This is a genomic window from Paracoccus wurundjeri (assembly GCF_030678915.1).
GTDB lineage: Bacteria > Pseudomonadota > Alphaproteobacteria > Rhodobacterales > Rhodobacteraceae > Paracoccus > Paracoccus onubensis_A.
Genome location: NZ_JAUUTZ010000015.1, coordinates 73956 through 88222 on the forward strand (window position 1 = coordinate 73956; position 14267 = coordinate 88222).

15 protein-coding genes are annotated in these 14267 nt (G+C 60.0%); 9 read left to right on the forward strand and 6 right to left on the reverse strand.

Going from position 1 to position 14267, the window contains the following annotated elements; all coding sequences use genetic code 11:
* Positions 1 to 56: 56 nt before the first annotated feature.
* Complete coding sequence (locus Q0601_RS15295) at positions 57 to 1340, forward strand: helix-turn-helix domain-containing protein (protein ID WP_305290733.1); 1284 nt, start codon at positions 57 to 59, stop codon at positions 1338 to 1340.
* Positions 1341 to 1398: 58 nt separating this feature from the next.
* On the opposite strand, the gene Q0601_RS15300 is transcribed toward Q0601_RS15295, so the two are convergent.
* The gene (locus Q0601_RS15300; protein ID WP_305290734.1) at positions 1399 to 2448 is read right to left on the reverse strand and encodes a dipeptidase; all 1050 of its coding nucleotides are present in this window, start codon (positions 2446 to 2448) and stop codon (positions 1399 to 1401) included.
* 137 nt (positions 2449 to 2585) lie between these two features.
* On the opposite strand from Q0601_RS15300, the gene Q0601_RS15305 reads away from it, so the two are divergent.
* On the forward strand, positions 2586 to 2909 hold the full coding sequence (locus tag Q0601_RS15305; protein ID WP_305290735.1) for an antibiotic biosynthesis monooxygenase family protein: 324 nt from the start codon (positions 2586 to 2588) through the stop codon (positions 2907 to 2909).
* Positions 2910 to 2987: 78 nt separating this feature from the next.
* The gene (parA, locus tag Q0601_RS15310) at positions 2988 to 3632 is read left to right on the forward strand and encodes a ParA family partition ATPase (protein ID WP_305290736.1); all 645 of its coding nucleotides are present in this window, start codon (positions 2988 to 2990) and stop codon (positions 3630 to 3632) included.
* A gap of 12 nt (positions 3633 to 3644) precedes the next feature.
* Here parA and Q0601_RS15315 read toward each other — a convergent pair whose 3' ends face one another.
* Both Q0601_RS15315 and Q0601_RS15320 read right to left on the reverse strand, forming a co-directional pair.
* Positions 3645 to 4325 carry an NAD-dependent deacylase gene (locus Q0601_RS15315; protein WP_305290737.1) on the reverse strand — a complete coding sequence of 227 codons (681 nt, stop codon included), beginning with the start codon at positions 4323 to 4325 and terminating at the stop codon, positions 3645 to 3647.
* A 15-nt stretch (positions 4326 to 4340) separates the two neighbouring features.
* Positions 4341 to 4643 carry a hypothetical protein gene (locus Q0601_RS15320; RefSeq protein WP_305290738.1) on the reverse strand — a complete coding sequence of 101 codons (303 nt, stop codon included), beginning with the start codon at positions 4641 to 4643 and terminating at the stop codon, positions 4341 to 4343.
* 261 nt (positions 4644 to 4904) lie between these two features.
* On the opposite strand from Q0601_RS15320, the gene Q0601_RS15325 reads away from it, so the two are divergent.
* Together Q0601_RS15325 and lepA are read left to right on the forward strand one after the other, a co-directional pair.
* A complete protein-coding gene (locus Q0601_RS15325) occupies positions 4905 to 5816 on the forward strand; it encodes a DMT family transporter (RefSeq protein ID WP_305290739.1) in 912 nt (303 codons plus the stop codon).
* Positions 5817 to 5865: 49 nt separating this feature from the next.
* Positions 5866 to 7665 carry a translation elongation factor 4 gene (lepA, locus tag Q0601_RS15330; protein ID WP_305290776.1) on the forward strand — a complete coding sequence of 600 codons (1800 nt, stop codon included), beginning with the start codon at positions 5866 to 5868 and terminating at the stop codon, positions 7663 to 7665.
* Between the two features lie 101 nt (positions 7666 to 7766).
* Here lepA and Q0601_RS15335 read toward each other — a convergent pair whose 3' ends face one another.
* Entirely contained in the window at positions 7767 to 9422 is a 1656-nt protein-coding gene (locus tag Q0601_RS15335) for a D-alanyl-D-alanine carboxypeptidase family protein (protein ID WP_370656145.1), read from the reverse strand.
* A 295-nt stretch (positions 9423 to 9717) separates the two neighbouring features.
* Between Q0601_RS15335 and clpS the strand changes: the two genes are divergently transcribed.
* Genes clpS through Q0601_RS15350 form a run of 3 tightly spaced genes read left to right on the forward strand, consistent with a single transcriptional unit; the run spans position 9718 to position 11848 of the window.
* A complete protein-coding gene (gene clpS, locus Q0601_RS15340; protein WP_119751315.1) occupies positions 9718 to 10035 on the forward strand; it encodes an ATP-dependent Clp protease adapter ClpS in 318 nt (105 codons plus the stop codon).
* Positions 10036 to 10040: 5 nt separating this feature from the next.
* On the forward strand, positions 10041 to 11048 hold the full coding sequence (locus Q0601_RS15345; RefSeq protein WP_305290740.1) for a class I SAM-dependent methyltransferase: 1008 nt from the start codon (positions 10041 to 10043) through the stop codon (positions 11046 to 11048).
* Positions 11045 to 11848, forward strand: a complete 804-nt coding sequence (locus Q0601_RS15350; RefSeq protein ID WP_305290741.1) for an SDR family NAD(P)-dependent oxidoreductase — start codon at positions 11045 to 11047, stop codon at positions 11846 to 11848. Before Q0601_RS15345 ends, Q0601_RS15350 begins: the two co-directional genes overlap by 4 nt.
* A 28-nt stretch (positions 11849 to 11876) precedes the next feature.
* Here the strand turns inward: Q0601_RS15350 and Q0601_RS15355 are convergent, their stop codons facing one another.
* On the reverse strand, positions 11877 to 12491 hold the full coding sequence (locus tag Q0601_RS15355) for a lipid-binding SYLF domain-containing protein (protein ID WP_232845075.1): 615 nt from the start codon (positions 12489 to 12491) through the stop codon (positions 11877 to 11879).
* A 73-nt stretch (positions 12492 to 12564) separates the two neighbouring features.
* Positions 12565 to 13560, reverse strand: a complete 996-nt coding sequence (hemB, locus tag Q0601_RS15360; protein ID WP_305290742.1) for a porphobilinogen synthase — start codon at positions 13558 to 13560, stop codon at positions 12565 to 12567.
* A 103-nt stretch (positions 13561 to 13663) separates the two neighbouring features.
* On the opposite strand from hemB, the gene Q0601_RS15365 reads away from it, so the two are divergent.
* On the forward strand, positions 13664 to 14236 hold the full coding sequence (locus Q0601_RS15365; protein WP_305290743.1) for a hypothetical protein: 573 nt from the start codon (positions 13664 to 13666) through the stop codon (positions 14234 to 14236).
* Positions 14237 to 14267 lie beyond the last annotated feature (31 nt).

Here is a 14267-nt window from a genome sequence, read left to right on the forward strand (position 1 = left end):
ACAAGTGAGTGTCGCGGTGATTCGCGCGACATAGTAAACGGGAAGAGGCAGAAAGCATGAGCAGACTGCGGGCAGATAGTCCGGCAGACGAAGTTTCGCATATCGAGGAAACCAGCCTTTTCTTCGATGACGATACGCGCTTGGGCGATATCATGCGTGGCGAACGCGCCACGCTGGGTAAATCGCTATTGGATGTGCAGCGGGAGCTTCGCATTCGCGCCTCTTATATCGCGGCGATAGAAAACTGTGATATCAGTGCCTTCGATGCGCCCAGCTTTATCGCGGGTTATGTGAGGTCCTATGCGCGCTACCTGCATATGGATACCGACTGGACCTTCCGCCGGTTCTGCCTCGAATCGGGCTTTCAGCCGACTCATGGCATGGCTCCGGCTGCATCAGGTCCCAAGCCCGCGCGCAGGCCATCCGATCCGGCAGAGGCGCTGGCGAATCCGCATGCGCTTTTCATCCCTCAGCGGCAAAGCTTCTGGTCCGAGGTCGAGCCAAAGGCCATCGGCTCGATTCTGGTTCTGGCCGTGCTTGTCTGTGGGCTCGCCTATGGCGGTTGGACCGCGCTGCAGGAAATTCAAAGGGTGACGCTTGCGCCGGGGGATGACGCCCCGGAGATTTCGGTAGAATTGGACCCGACGCAGAGCGCAAGCCTTCCCGGTTCGAAGATGACGGCAGAGGAAGCGGGAACTCTGGTCAGCAATCTGCCCAAGCCAGAGGCGCTTGATCGCGTCTATCGCCCGCAAATTCTGGAAGCGCCTGTTCTGAATTCCCGGGATGGCCCGATTGCCTCGATCGATCCCAACCTGTCCGACATCGTTGAAGCGGCTTCCATTTCTTCATCCGCCGTTTCCGAGGCGCAGGTTGATCCGGTGCAAACTTCTGGCGCAAACACGGTGCTGGCGCAGGCCATGCAATATGGCCCACAAATGCCGGATGAACAGAACGCGGTCCGGACCGTCGCACCGGATGCGCCCGAGTTGCAATTGCTGGCCTCACGCCCGGCATGGGTTCGTGTGACCTCGGCCGATGGAACGGTATTGCTGGAAAAAATCTTGGACGCGGGCGAGCGGTTCACCCTGCCAAAACTTGAAGAGCCTCCGACTCTGCGGACGGGTAATTCCGGCGCGGTTTATTTCGCGGTGAGTGGCCGGACCTATGGGCCAGCGGCACCGGGGCCGCAGGTGGTCAAAAACATCGAATTGTCACCCGCAAATCTGACATCGAGATATTCGGTTGCCGATCTGAAAGCCGATCCCGAGCTTGCCGAAATGATGGCCGTCGCGCAGGCCGATACCGGCAATGACCCACAAGGCTCTGCGGTGACCGAGTAAGGTTTTCCCGGTCACCTGATCCTTCCCCACGGTTTTTATATCAGGGGGCGCGTTGGAATTACGCGCCCCAACTGCGTTCCAGCAGCGAGATCCAGTTCTCGCTGGCGATTTTCGTGATCAGATCATTTCCATAGCCGTGCTGTTCCATCGCTCGCAGAAGATTCGGCAGCGCGGCCGCATCGGCCAGGTCACGCGGCATCAATGCTCCGTCGAAATCCGAGCCAAGGGCAACGCCGTCTTCTCCCAGAATTTCCAGAAGATGATCCAGATGCCGAAGCATCACATCAAGATCCTCCAGCGGAAAACGCTTGCCATCGGGGCGCAGGAAGCTTGACGCGTAATTCAGCCCGACCAGCCCCTTGCTATCGGCGATCATCTCCAACTGCTGGTCAGTCAGGTTGCGGGCGCTTTCGCAAATGGCGTGGACGCAGCTATGACTGGCAACAAGCGGAGCATCGGATAGCGCGGCGATATCGTTGAACCCAGCTTCGTTCAGGTGTGACAGGTCCAGCATGATCCGCAACTGGTTGCATTCACGCACCAACGCCCGTCCCGCATCCGTCAGCCCCGGACCCGTATCGGGCGAGGATGGAAAGGCGAAAGGCACTCCGTGGCCATAGGCCGTGGGCCGTGACCATACCGGTCCGAGAGAGCGCAGCCCCGCCGCATGCCACAGATGCAGCGCGTCCATGTCGCGGATTGCTTCGGCCCCTTCCATATGCATGATCGCGGCGATACGCCCCTCCGCCACGCTTTGGCGCAGCCCGGCGGCCGAGGTCACGACGTCCAGCGTGCCCGTCCGTTCCAATGCGCGCAGAGCGGCGGCTTGCTGGAAGGCATGTGGCAGGGCGTGATCATGTGGGATCTCTTCGGGCAGCGGCATGGCGAAGGGTGGCTGTTGCATCAGCCTTATTGCCTCTTCGTCATTCGGCCCGCTCGGCGAGGGTATCCACATTGCGAAAAAGCCGCCGATCACTCCGCCTGCTTTCATGCGCGGCAAGTCCAGATGACCGGTGCCATCGCCCTCCAGCCAAACTTGGGAGCCATTCGCTCCCGCCGCGACGACGCGCTGGATGAAATCGTTATGGCCGTCGAAAACCGGGATCATCGCCTGCTCCTTTATCATGTTGTCGCCAGAACCATGCACATTCCGGCATTGCTCGGCAATGGCCGGGACGGAAGTCTTGCGCGGGACAAAATTCCGCCTAGGCTGAAAGCAAGCGCATAGCCAGAAGGAAGTCAGCCATGCCAGATATCCGCCCCGATTTCGACGGACAGACCGTGATCTGCACATTCGAGGTCACACCCGGAACTGCCCATGACGTTCTTGAAATGCTGACCGAGGCCTGGGATCAGATCATCAGTCGTCAACCGGGATTCGTATCAGGGGCGATTCATCTGAACGACGCCCAGACCCGGATCGCCACTTATTCGCAATGGCGGGATCGCAAAGATTATCAGGCAATGCTGCGGACGGATGAGATGCGCCGCCGCAACCGGGATATTCATACCATGTGCAAAAGCTTCGAGCCGGTGATGTACGAGCTGCAATCGGTGTTTCACGCCTGATGCTGCACCTGCAAAAACTCCGTGCAATCCATTGGAGCGGCGGCTAACCTGCCATCGACACAGGGCGAAGGAGCTTCGATGTCAGGCAGGATCATCACCGTGGCCCAGCAAAAGGGCGGCTCGGGCAAGACCACCTTGGCGGTCAATCTGGCGATATGCCTGCACAAGCTGGGATATTCGGTCGCCCTGATCGATACCGATCCGCAGGGCAGCATGGGCCGCTGGTTCATCGAGCGGATGCAGGCGCAGGGCGAGGACGAGGCATTGGATTTCTCAACCTCATCGGCCTGGGGGGCCAGCTATGAATCGGAAAAGCTGAAAAAACGCTTTGATTACGTTATTGTCGATACACCGCCCAAGATCGACAGCGATCTGCGTCCGGCGCTGCGGGTTGCCGATCTGGTCATCGTGCCGGTTGCGACCAGCCATGTCGATCTGTGGGCAACCGAAGGTGTGCTTGATCTGGCCCGGCGCGAGAAATCTCCGGTGCTGGTGGTGCTGAACCGGGTCCGGCCGAATACGCGGCTTTCGGCCGAGGTGGCCGGGAAGGCCGCCGATATGGGTGCGGCCGTGGCGGATACGCAAATCTCCAATCGGGTTGCCTATGCCGAAACCCTGGGATTGGGGCTGGGCGTGGCCGAGCGTAATCGAAACGGTCCGGCCCGAAACGAGATGACGGCGCTTACCGACGAGATTCTGGCGGTAATGGACAGCGCCGATTAGCGAAGGGCATGGTCAGGAAATCAACGTTCCAACCCATTCCGGCACGGTCCGGCTGGCCGGGCCGATGATGCGACGTGAAAAGTCCCGGCTATTCGCGCTATTCTCAAGGTTCAGTTCGATGCATTCTGCCCCGTTTCGCGCGGCATGCTGTGCGAATCCCGCCGCCGGATAGACATTGCCAGAGGTGCCGATCGCGGCGAACAGTTCAGCCTCTTCCAGTGCCTGCCAGATCTGCGGCATGTGATAGGGAATTTCCCCGAACCAGACGATATCGGGGCGGGTGGCCGTTGCGCCGCAACCGGGGCAGAAATCTTCGGGCCGCATGATATCCGGCGCTGGCCAGCGATATTCGCAGGCCGCGCAGAGCGCGCTGTTCAATGCGCCATGCATATGGATGACCGAGGGACTGCCGCCGCGTTCGTGCAGGTCATCCACATTCTGGGTGATCAGCGTAAGATCCTGTGCCCGGGCAAGCTCCGCCAGCGCAAGATGTGCAGGATTGGGCCGTGCTTTGGCTGCCTTCTGGCGGCGCATATTGTAGAACTCATGCACCAGGGCAGGATTGCGGGAAAGGGCGTCGGGTGTGGCGATATCTTCGATCCGATGGTTTTCCCACAGCCCGTCAGAGGCCCGAAAGGTCGCCAGCCCGCTTTCGGCCGAGATGCCCGCGCCGGTCAGAATGACAATACGCATGCTGTGTGGAACGGCTTAGCTGCAATATGCGGCGGCGGTATCGGCAAAATTCGTATAACGAGACCAGAAGGCGCTATCCGAATTGCTGTTCGATGTCTGCGCTTCCTGCGCCTGATGCGGGTCGTGGAAAAATTTGGCTGCGCGCCGCTGATCCGAACGCGACAAGGTCTGATCGGCGACCTGCTGGATGCAGCCGCATAGTGGAGCATTTCCCTGCGCGCGGTCGGACCGGATGCAGGCATTGTCGATCGGGCCGGCCATCGCCAGCGGAGCGGTCAGCATAAGCGCAGCTGCCGCAATGATGATGCGGTTGAACATGAACTGTCTCCTCGGTTTCCTCTGCCTCGGGCGCCGGTGGACCGGTTTGTTTGCCCTTATATACACAAAATATAGCAAAAACGTGAGTTCAGGACAATCTGTTACGCGTATCAGTGGATAGCGGGAAAGCACTTCATCCCATCAATATCTTGTAGGAAAATCGTTCCTTCAACGCATTGCGTGAAAGACGATTCGCATGGGGCCGGTTTGACAACCGAGAGACGACGTGATCTCGGTCATCTGACCGTGAACAGGTGCGAGATGAGCGATAACTTCCGGGCCGCATTGCTGATGATCCTGTCCATGGCGCTTTTCGCGCTTGAAGATGCATTCATCAAATTGCTGACCCTGCATTTGCCGATTTCGCAGATTCTGATGACAAGCGGGTTCCTGGGCGCTCTGCTATTCAGTTTGCGGATGGTCCGGCGCGGGCAGCGCCTGTGGTCGCGTGCGCTCTTGCGGCCGGCGCTTGTCATCCGCAATCTGGGAGAGGCCATTGGCGCGGTTGGTTTCGTTGCAGCGCTTGCCCTGGGAGAAATGGCGACGGCCGCGGCGATATTACAGCTATTGCCATTGACCATCATGATGGGGGCGGCGCTGTTTCTTGGCGAGAAGGTTGGTTGGCGCAGGTGGATTTCGGTGGCGATAGGCTTTGCGGGGATGCTTCTGATCCTGCGCCCAGGAACTGAGGCGTTCCAGCCTGCTGCGCTTTGGGCATTGCTGAGCGTCGCCGCCCTGACCATGCGCGATCTTGCCACGCGCCGGATCGCGACCGAGATTCCATCGGATCTTCTATCGGCGGCGGCTTATGCCTCGATCGTTCCTGCGGGCTTTCTGCTGGCGGTCACCGCGGGACAGGCGCCGGTCAACCCAAGCGTCGCAGATTGGGCTTATCTGGCCGGAATGGTGCTGTTCGGCGTCTTTGGCTATTCCGCGTTGGTGACATCCACGCGGATCGGAGAGGCCGCGGCCGTCGCGCCGTTCCGATATTCGCGTCTTGCCTTTGCCCTGATCGTCGCGGTCGTGTTCTTTTCCGAGCGTCCGGATGCACCGACCCTGATCGGAGCGGCTCTGATCGCGGCCTCTGGATGCTATGCGATGTGGCGGGAGGCGCGGTTGCGGGAAGCCTCGCCGCAGCCTCCCGACGGGATGGTCAGGCGAGGCGAGCCCTGAATGCATAATGCCTCTTTTCGAGGCGCGCGCAGCCTTGTATAGCCTCGCCATGACCGAGTTGTCCCATATCCGCAATTTCTCGATCGTGGCGCATATCGACCACGGTAAATCCACTTTGGCGGACCGGCTGATCCAGCTGACCGGCACCGTCGCCGAACGCGACATGAAAGCTCAGCTTCTGGACGCCATGGATATCGAGCGGGAACGCGGTATCACGATCAAGGCGAATACCGTGCGGATCTCTTATCCCGCGCAGGATGGGAACACCTATATCCTGAATCTGATCGACACGCCGGGGCACGTGGATTTCGCCTATGAGGTCAGCCGCAGCATGCGCGCGGTCGAAGGTTCTCTACTGGTGGTGGACGCCACGCAGGGGGTCGAGGCGCAGACGCTGGCCAATGTCTATCAGGCCATCGACGCGGATCACGAGATCGTGCCGGTCCTGAACAAGATCGACCTGCCTGCCGCCGAGCCCGAGCGCGTCAAGGAGCAGATCGAGGATGTGATCGGCATCGACGCTTCCGAGGCCGTGCCGATTTCCGCCAAGACCGGTCTGGGAATCCCGGATGTGCTTGAGGCTATCGTACAGCGCTTGCCCGCGCCCACGGGCGACCGGAATGCGCCCCTGAAAGCGATGCTGGTCGATAGCTGGTATGACGCCTATCTGGGCGTCGTGGTGATGATCCGGGTCATGGACGGCGTTATCCGCAAGGGCGATCAGGTCAAGATGATGCAGACCGGCGCAAGTTACCGGCTGGACAAACTGGCGGTGCTGACGCCCGCCATGCGCGATATTGCGGAATTGGGGCCGGGTGAGATCGGCGTGTTCACGGCCTCGATCAAGCAGGTGCGCGATACGCGTGTGGGCGATACGATCACGCATGAGAAAAAACCGACCGACAAGCCATTGCCGGGCTTCAAACCGGCGCAGCCGGTGGTATTCTGCGGTCTCTTCCCGGTGGATGCCAATGATTTCGAGGCATTGCGCGATGCGATCGAAAAGCTGGCCCTGAATGACGCCAGCTTCAGTTCCGAAATGGAAACCTCAGCCGCGCTTGGTTTCGGTTTCCGCTGCGGTTTCCTTGGTCTGCTGCATCTGGAAGTGATCCGTGATCGGCTGGAACGGGAATATGACCTTGATCTGATCACGACTGCGCCCAGCGTGGTTTTCCGCCTGCATATGCGCGACGGAGAAGTGCGGGAGCTGCACAACCCAGCCGACATGCCGGATTTGACGCTGGTCGATCACATCGAAGAGCCACGCATCAAGGCGACGATCATGGTGCCGGACGAATATCTGGGCGACGTGCTGAAACTGTGCCAGGACCGACGGGGGATTCAGCTTGATCTGACCTATGCCGGCAGCCGCGCGATGGCGGTCTATGACCTGCCACTGGCCGAGGTGGTGTTCGATTTTTACGATCGCCTGAAATCCGTGACCAAGGGCTATGCCAGCTTTGATTACCAGATCAGCGAGTACCGCGAGGATAATCTGGTCAAGATGACGATCCTGGTCAATGACGAGCCGGTGGATGCACTGGCCATCATGGTGCATCGCGACCGGGCCGAAAGCCGGGGCCGCGTGATGGTCGAAAAGCTGAAAGAGCTGATTCCGCGCCATATGTTCAAGATTCCGATTCAGGCCGCCATCGGGGGGCGTGTGATCGCACGCGAGACATTGTCCGCCATGCGCAAGGACGTTACTGCAAAATGCTATGGCGGCGATGCGACGCGAAAAAAGAAGCTTCTGGAAAAGCAAAAGGCCGGCAAGAAGAAGATGCGGCAATTCGGCAAGGTTGAGATTCCTCAAACGGCCTTTATCCAGGCGTTGAAGATGGATAACTGACGGCCGGGTTACAGGGGCTGCCAATTGAAACGGGCGAAGCAGCTTGCTGCTCCGCCCGTTTCAATTGCGGTTATGGCCTCAAATTGGGCCAACAACGATCATCAGGGTCCGACGACACGGCATTCTTGCTGCTTGGCCTGAAGCTGTTCGCAGGTCAGTTGCGCATCGGCCTGGGTCAGATTTGCGAAGCTGGGCTGGAAACCGCGATTGGTATCCGCGACATGGCGCGCAGCCCCGGAAAGCACGTCACCTTGTCTCAGGGCGATCTCCATCACAAGCCGATCTGCTTCGGCTTTGGAACGATACATGCCCAGAACGACGCCGTAATTACGACCGCTATTTTCCTTGCGGCTGACGATTTCGACCGCCTCGGGCGAGGAAATGTCGCCTTCACCCATTGCCGCCACAATCACGGTTTCCGAACGCGGCTCGGGCGGGGTCGACGCCACAAGCGACATGGAACCCGAATTGCCAAGATCTGCTGGTTCCGCTTCTGCCGTGACGGCTGCCGTGCTGGGATTGCCCGCGTCACTGGCCGCAGGTGCCGCTGCAACCGCCCGAGAGCGGGGGGAAGGAACGGGTCGGGACGATACCGCCAGAACCGGTTCGGCAAGATCGGATTCGGCAGCCGCATCGGACTTGGTCGAGGCCGCAGCCATTCGTACCGCGTCGTCGATTGCGTTTGCTTCAGCTGCGGGGCGAATGCGAGGTCTGGTACTCGCATTAAGGGCGAGTTGGCCATTCGACGGCACTGCGGCTGCCTGCGGCTGAGAAGCCGGCGGGGCAGCGGCTGCCACACGTTCCGAAGGTTGCGGCGGGGCGGAACTGTTCAGTGTCAGCCGCTGGGTCTGCGGGCTGGTCGCTGCGGGAGACGGCTCGACCTGGGCACGCCGGACGATCCGGGTGGTCAATGTCGGCGGCGGCCCCGGCCGCACCTCGCGGACGCGGGTGGGAACGCGTGTAAAGCTTGAATCCAGGAGTTGGGCCATGACCTGATTGCGCTGCGCGGTCGAGGTGCCCCCGAAGACTGTTGCGATCAGCCGCTTGTTGCCATGCTTGGCCGAGGCGGTCAGGTTGAAACCCGCTGCTCTGGTATAGCCGGTCTTGATGCCGTCGGCCCCGGCGTAATCGTCAAGGAAACGCTTGTTCGTCTGGGAAACCGTCGCAATCCCCGCATCTGCGGAACGGCGCGAGAACAGGTTATAATATTGCGGGAAATCGTAGAACAGCCGGCGGCCCAGAACCGACATGTCATGTGCGGTCGAATAATGCCCGTCCTGCGTCAGCCCGTTGGCGTTGCGAAACTGCGTGTTGTTCATACCCAAGGCGCGTGCCATCTGCGTCATTTGCTGGGCAAAGGCGTCTTCCGAGCCTGCCAGCCCTTCGCCGATGGCCGTCGCAGCGTCATTGGCGGATTTGATCGCCGCCGCACGGATCAGGTAGCGCAGTTCGATCTGCTGCCCCGCCCGAAGACCCAGCTTTGAAGGGGGCTCGGCCGCGGCATTTGACGAGACGGTGAACTTGCTGTCCAACCGAACCTGTCCCCGTTCAACGGCCAGGAAAGCCAGATACAGGGTCATCATCTTCGTCAGTGATGCGGGATGAAGTTTTGTATCCGCGTTCTGTGTGTAGATGGGCTTGCCTGTGCGCGCATCCATTACATAGGCCGCAAAAGGCGCTGCCGACGCCGTCACGGGAACCATGAAGGCCAACAGGATTATTGCCCACAGCCGGGCTGTCAGGAGATTTCGGGTCACTGTCTCATCTGCCTCATTTCGACGCATCGTTTATTGCGCGCCATTCGTTAATTATCCCTTTATAGCACGACCGGATTATTCAGGAAACAGAGGATTTGACTTATTTTATTACGGTTACCCGGGCTGGGGGCATCGATTCCGAAACTCGCGGAAGTTTTCCCCGTACTGCATCCCGGGGGGCTTTCATCCGGGTGGGATTTGACTATATCTTAGCCGGGCAGGGACGGCTCGGGGGTCTGCCCGGACGGCCCGTATAACCGCGAGAGGCCAGAAACCTACAGCCATGACGCATTGGATGACCGAACCGAATGGCCCGGATGACCAGTCCGATCTGGTGGTGAAGCCGCGCGCGAAATCGCAGCGACCGCCGATGTACAAGGTGCTGATGCTGAATGACGACTTTACGCCGATGGAATTCGTCGTTCACGTGCTGGAGCGGCTTTTCGGCATGAGTCATGCTCAGGCAATCGAAATCATGCTGACGGTTCACCGCAAGGGCGTCGCGGTTGTCGGCGTCTTTTCGCATGAGGTTGCCGAAACCAAGGTCGCGCAGGTGATGGAACTTGCGCGGCGCCAGCAGCACCCACTGCAATGCACCATGGAAAAAGAGTAAACGGATTGACCGCATCACGATTGCAACTGGCTTTCCCGGATGGCCATCCCGGGGGCGAGGTTCTGGTTTTCGGAGCTGGCAGTGCCGATGATCTTTCGCCGCTTGACCCCGGACGGACCGTCATCCGGCAGGGAATGTTTCCCGATTACTCGGCGCTTGTCGACCGCGGTTACAAGGCCGCGCCCGAGATCGAGGGGCAGTTCGGCACGGCGATCGTATTTCTGCCTCGCTCGAAACCTGCCGCGCGCGCGGATATCGTCTCTGCGGCCGCCCGGCTGCAGCCGGGCGGGGTGTTGTGGGTCAATGGGCAGAAAACCGATGGCATCGATGCGATTCTGAAAGAGATGCGTGGAATCCATGCCATCGACGAGGTTCACAGCAAGGCGCATGGCAAGATTTTTCGTGTCACGCCTCCGGGTGGAAACTGGCTGCCTGCGGAATGGGAATCCCGCTCGACCATGATCGCGCCCGGTTTCGTGACCCGACCGGGGGTGTTTTCGGCGGATGGGATCGATCCCGGCTCGGCGCTGCTGGCCCGCTGCTTGCCCGAGCGTCTGCCGACCCGTCTGATCGATCTGGGAGCGGCATGGGGGTGGCTTGCCGCGCAGACACTGAAACATCCGGGAGTCGAGGTGGTTCATCTGGTCGAGGCCAGTTACCCGGCGCTTGAGTCCGCACGGGAAAATATCAGCGATAGCCGTGCAAGGTTCCACTGGGCGGACGCAAGGGATTTCCGTCTGCCCGAGCCGGTCAACGGCATTGTCATGAACCCGCCTTTCCATGAGGGCCGCGCCGCCAGTCCCGTCCTGGGCACAGAATTTATCGCGGCTGCGGCGCAACTGCTGACCGGCGCAGGTCGGCTATGGATGGTCGCCAACCGGCATTTGCCTTATGAAACGGTGTTACGTGGGCATTTCGCCAAGGTGACAGAGATCGGCGGAGACAATCGATACAAGGTTTTCGAGGCCAGCGGGGCTGGTCGCGGCGGTCATCGCCAAAGGGGACGGCAATGATTTCGATTCAGGGAAAGACCGCTATCGTGACGGGCGCTGGCCGTGGCATCGGACTGGCGGTCGCCAAGCATTTCGTCGAGCGCGGCGCCAATGTCATGTTTGCCGATGCGGACGAGGATGTGCTGCAATCTCAGACCCAGGATTATGACACCGAAACCGGCCCGGTCCGCTATTTCGCAGGCGCGCTTTCCGAGCGGCTGGCGTTGGCCAATCTGTTATCTGCGACACTGGATGCATTCGATCGGGTAGATATTTTAGTGAATGCCCATCGTCTGGTCAAAAGCTCGGATCCGCTGGATACGGATGCGGGCGTACTCGAGGACATGCTTCGTCAGAACATGATTGCCGTGCTGCGCCTGTCGCAAATGGTCGGAAAGCGGATGATCAAACAGGCCGAGGGGCAGGACAGCGTGACCCAGGCGGGCGCCATCGTGAATATCTCGACCCTTGCCGCGACCCGGCCTGTTCCGGCGATGCTGGGTTATTCCATCGCCTGTGCGGCGCAAGAGCAGGCGACGCGTGGGCTGGCGCTGGTGCTTGCTCCGCATAAGATTCGTGTCAATGGAGTCAGCTTCAGCAGCGTCATGTCGCATGAGCTTCAATGCGCATTGAAGGAAGACGGGGACCTTCGTGGTCAGATTATCGCCGGTACGCCGCTTGGTCGTATTGCCGGCGCGGAAGAGGTCGCCGATACCGTGCTTTATCTGGCAAGTGAAGGATCGCGGTTCGTGACCGGCCAGATCGTCACCGTCGATGGCGGGCGTTGTCTGGCCGATCCGGTTCCTGCCCAGATCCTGTAAGTCGCGCCGCGATCCGCCGGCAGTCGTGTTACTGCCTGGGCAGGCCAAGGCCGCCAAAGCGTAGATCGCTGAGCGATGACGGGATCACGCGGGTATATTTGGTGCCATCGATCGCTGCGCCTGCGATAAGTCCGGACTGTCCGAAGATGACGGCAACGACGGGATACTGGGCCGTGACCGTATCTGCGCCCACCGCCATGCCGCCCGAAGGAAGAGCATAATATGCATTTGCCCCGGCCACCCAGCCCGGAGCGGCACGGAACGCTGCGAGTGCGGCATCCGACTGGAAGATCAGGACATGCGCGAATTGCTGTGCGCCAAGCTGAAAGCCGACACTGGCTCGCGTAGCGGAATAGTAATCCACCGTCGCCCCGCCGATCCGCAGCGCGCCCTGACCATAGGCCCCGCCGACCCCGACCGCCGCTTCGGTCATCAGGGGCATATACAGCACGCCCTTGGCGTTCTCTACCAGAGTTGCGGCACTGGGATAGTTCTGCATCAGGTATTGGTGGGTCTGATCGACGCGTGCGTCCAGCCGGGCAGAGCCATTGGTTCCAACCGCGTTCGTGCATCCTGCCATTGCCAATGCCGCGCCCCCTGCGACCAAGACATTGCGCCGGTTCATCATTCCGAAACTGCTCATTTTTCCATCGCCTCGCATTGTTTTCCGGACCTGTTCGCGATCCTTTGGCGGCAGGATACGCGAGTCAGACCGATCAAGCCAGCATTTCGGCAACAGCAGGGGCAAAATAGCTGAGAACGCCGTCACAGCCGGCGCGGCGGAATGCCAGCAGGCTTTCCATCATCACATCGCGCGACAGCCAGCCATTGCGGATCGCGCCTTCCAGCATCGCATATTCGCCGCTGACCTGATAGGCGAATGTCGGCACAGCAAAACGATCCTTTGCCTCGCGACAGATATCCAGATAGGGCATGCCGGGCTTGACCATGACCATATCGGCGCCTTCCGCCAGATCGCGGGCGACGCAACGCAGCGCCTCGGCACGGTTTCCGGGATCAACCTGATAGGTTTTCTTGTCACCCACAAGCCGCCCTGAAGCGCCTACCGCATCCCGGAATGGTCCGTAAAAGGCGCTCGCGAATTTCGCGGCATAGGACAGGATCGCGACATGCTTGTAACCTTCGAGTTCAAGCGCTGCCCGCAACGCGCCAATTCTGCCATCCATCATATCCGAGGGGCCAAGGATATCCGCTCCGGCCTCAGCCTGCGCGAGCGCCATCTTGACCAGCGCCTCGACCGTTTCGTCATTCACGATCTCGCCATTCACGACAAAACCGTCATGGCCGTTGATATTATAGGGGTCCAGCGCGATATCCGTCATCACGGCCAGTTCCGGGACGGTTTCCTTGATCGCACGGATCGCGCGGTTTCCGATATTCTCGGGATCCCATGCGCGTTCACAGGCTTCCGTTTTAAGATCCTGATCTGAATGTGGAAAGATGCATATCGCCGGGATGTTCAGCCCAGCCGCCCGCTCTGCCGCCCGCTTCACGCCATCCAGCGTCAGCCGTTCGACGCCGGGCATCGAGGGGATCTCGCCTTCGGCACCTGCGACCTCGGTCACGAATACCGGCCAGATCAGGTTGGCGGGACTGAATTCGGTTTCGACGATCATGGCGCGCAGACTGGGCGTCCGACGCATGCGGCGCAGGCGGGCCGCGGGGAAGGGGGCGATGATCGGATTGGCCATGATGCGTTCCTTTCGGGGTCCGGGCAAAGGGATGGCGGATATGCTTTCCCTTCATCCCAAGCCGTTTTAAGGTCAGCGGCGATCAAGAACAAGGAACCCCTGCGTGCTTCAATTCGACGGCTTCATCGGCTTGCTGGACAGCCGGTCTTTCGGAACGATCTGGTACTGGCTGGTCTTTGCGTGGTTCTGGTGGCGTACCGGACTTCACGTGATTGGCGTTCCGTTTGACGTGGTGGCAAAGGCACATCGGGCATTTACCACAAAATCCGAGGACAGGCAGGAAATTCTTATTCTGCTAGACTGGCTTTCGCTGACCGTTTCCAGATGGCAGATCGGTTCCGGTCTGGGAGCAATTTTTCTAGGCATCTGCTGTTTCGTTTTGACATCCTTGGGATTTCTGGGATTCCTGTATGATCTGCAGATGGCACAGGCATTGATCCTGTTGCTGCTGCCGCTTGCCGTGGTGTTGTGGCTGCGGCTGCGGCTTGCCCGAAAACTGCTGCGGCTCATACAGGACGCGCAATCCGCGGCACGGCCCGCCATTGATGTGGGCGGTGAGGCTGCCCGCAAGATGGTGTGGCACAGACGGATCGTGTCGCTGATCGCGATCATTGCTGCGCTGCTGGCGGGCGCATGGGGAATGTTGTGGGCCCTGATGCACCCAAACGGGATGTGACCTTGACATCGCTGTGCTGCGCTTTACCTGA

Bases quoted from the DNA above. Each gene is read 5' to 3' on its own strand.
- Q0601_RS15295 (WP_305290733.1), top strand. From the start codon at position 57: ATGAGCAGACTGCGGGCAGATAGTCCGGCAGACGAAGTTTCGCATATC.
- Q0601_RS15300 (WP_305290734.1), bottom strand. From the start codon at position 2,448: ATGATCCCGGTTTTCGACGGCCATAACGATTTCATCCAGCGCGTCGTC.
- Q0601_RS15305 (WP_305290735.1), top strand. From the start codon at position 2,586: ATGCCAGATATCCGCCCCGATTTCGACGGACAGACCGTGATCTGCACA.
- parA (WP_305290736.1), top strand. From the start codon at position 2,988: ATGTCAGGCAGGATCATCACCGTGGCCCAGCAAAAGGGCGGCTCGGGC.
- Q0601_RS15315 (WP_305290737.1), bottom strand. From the start codon at position 4,325: ATGCGTATTGTCATTCTGACCGGCGCGGGCATCTCGGCCGAAAGCGGG.
- Q0601_RS15320 (WP_305290738.1), bottom strand. From the start codon at position 4,643: ATGTTCAACCGCATCATCATTGCGGCAGCTGCGCTTATGCTGACCGCT.
- Q0601_RS15325 (WP_305290739.1), top strand. From the start codon at position 4,905: ATGAGCGATAACTTCCGGGCCGCATTGCTGATGATCCTGTCCATGGCG.
- lepA (WP_305290776.1), top strand. From the start codon at position 5,866: ATGACCGAGTTGTCCCATATCCGCAATTTCTCGATCGTGGCGCATATC.
- clpS (WP_119751315.1), top strand. From the start codon at position 9,718: ATGACCGAACCGAATGGCCCGGATGACCAGTCCGATCTGGTGGTGAAG.
- Q0601_RS15350 (WP_305290741.1), top strand. From the start codon at position 11,045: ATGATTTCGATTCAGGGAAAGACCGCTATCGTGACGGGCGCTGGCCGT.
- Q0601_RS15355 (WP_232845075.1), bottom strand. From the start codon at position 12,491: ATGAGCAGTTTCGGAATGATGAACCGGCGCAATGTCTTGGTCGCAGGG.
- hemB (WP_305290742.1), bottom strand. From the start codon at position 13,560: ATGGCCAATCCGATCATCGCCCCCTTCCCCGCGGCCCGCCTGCGCCGC.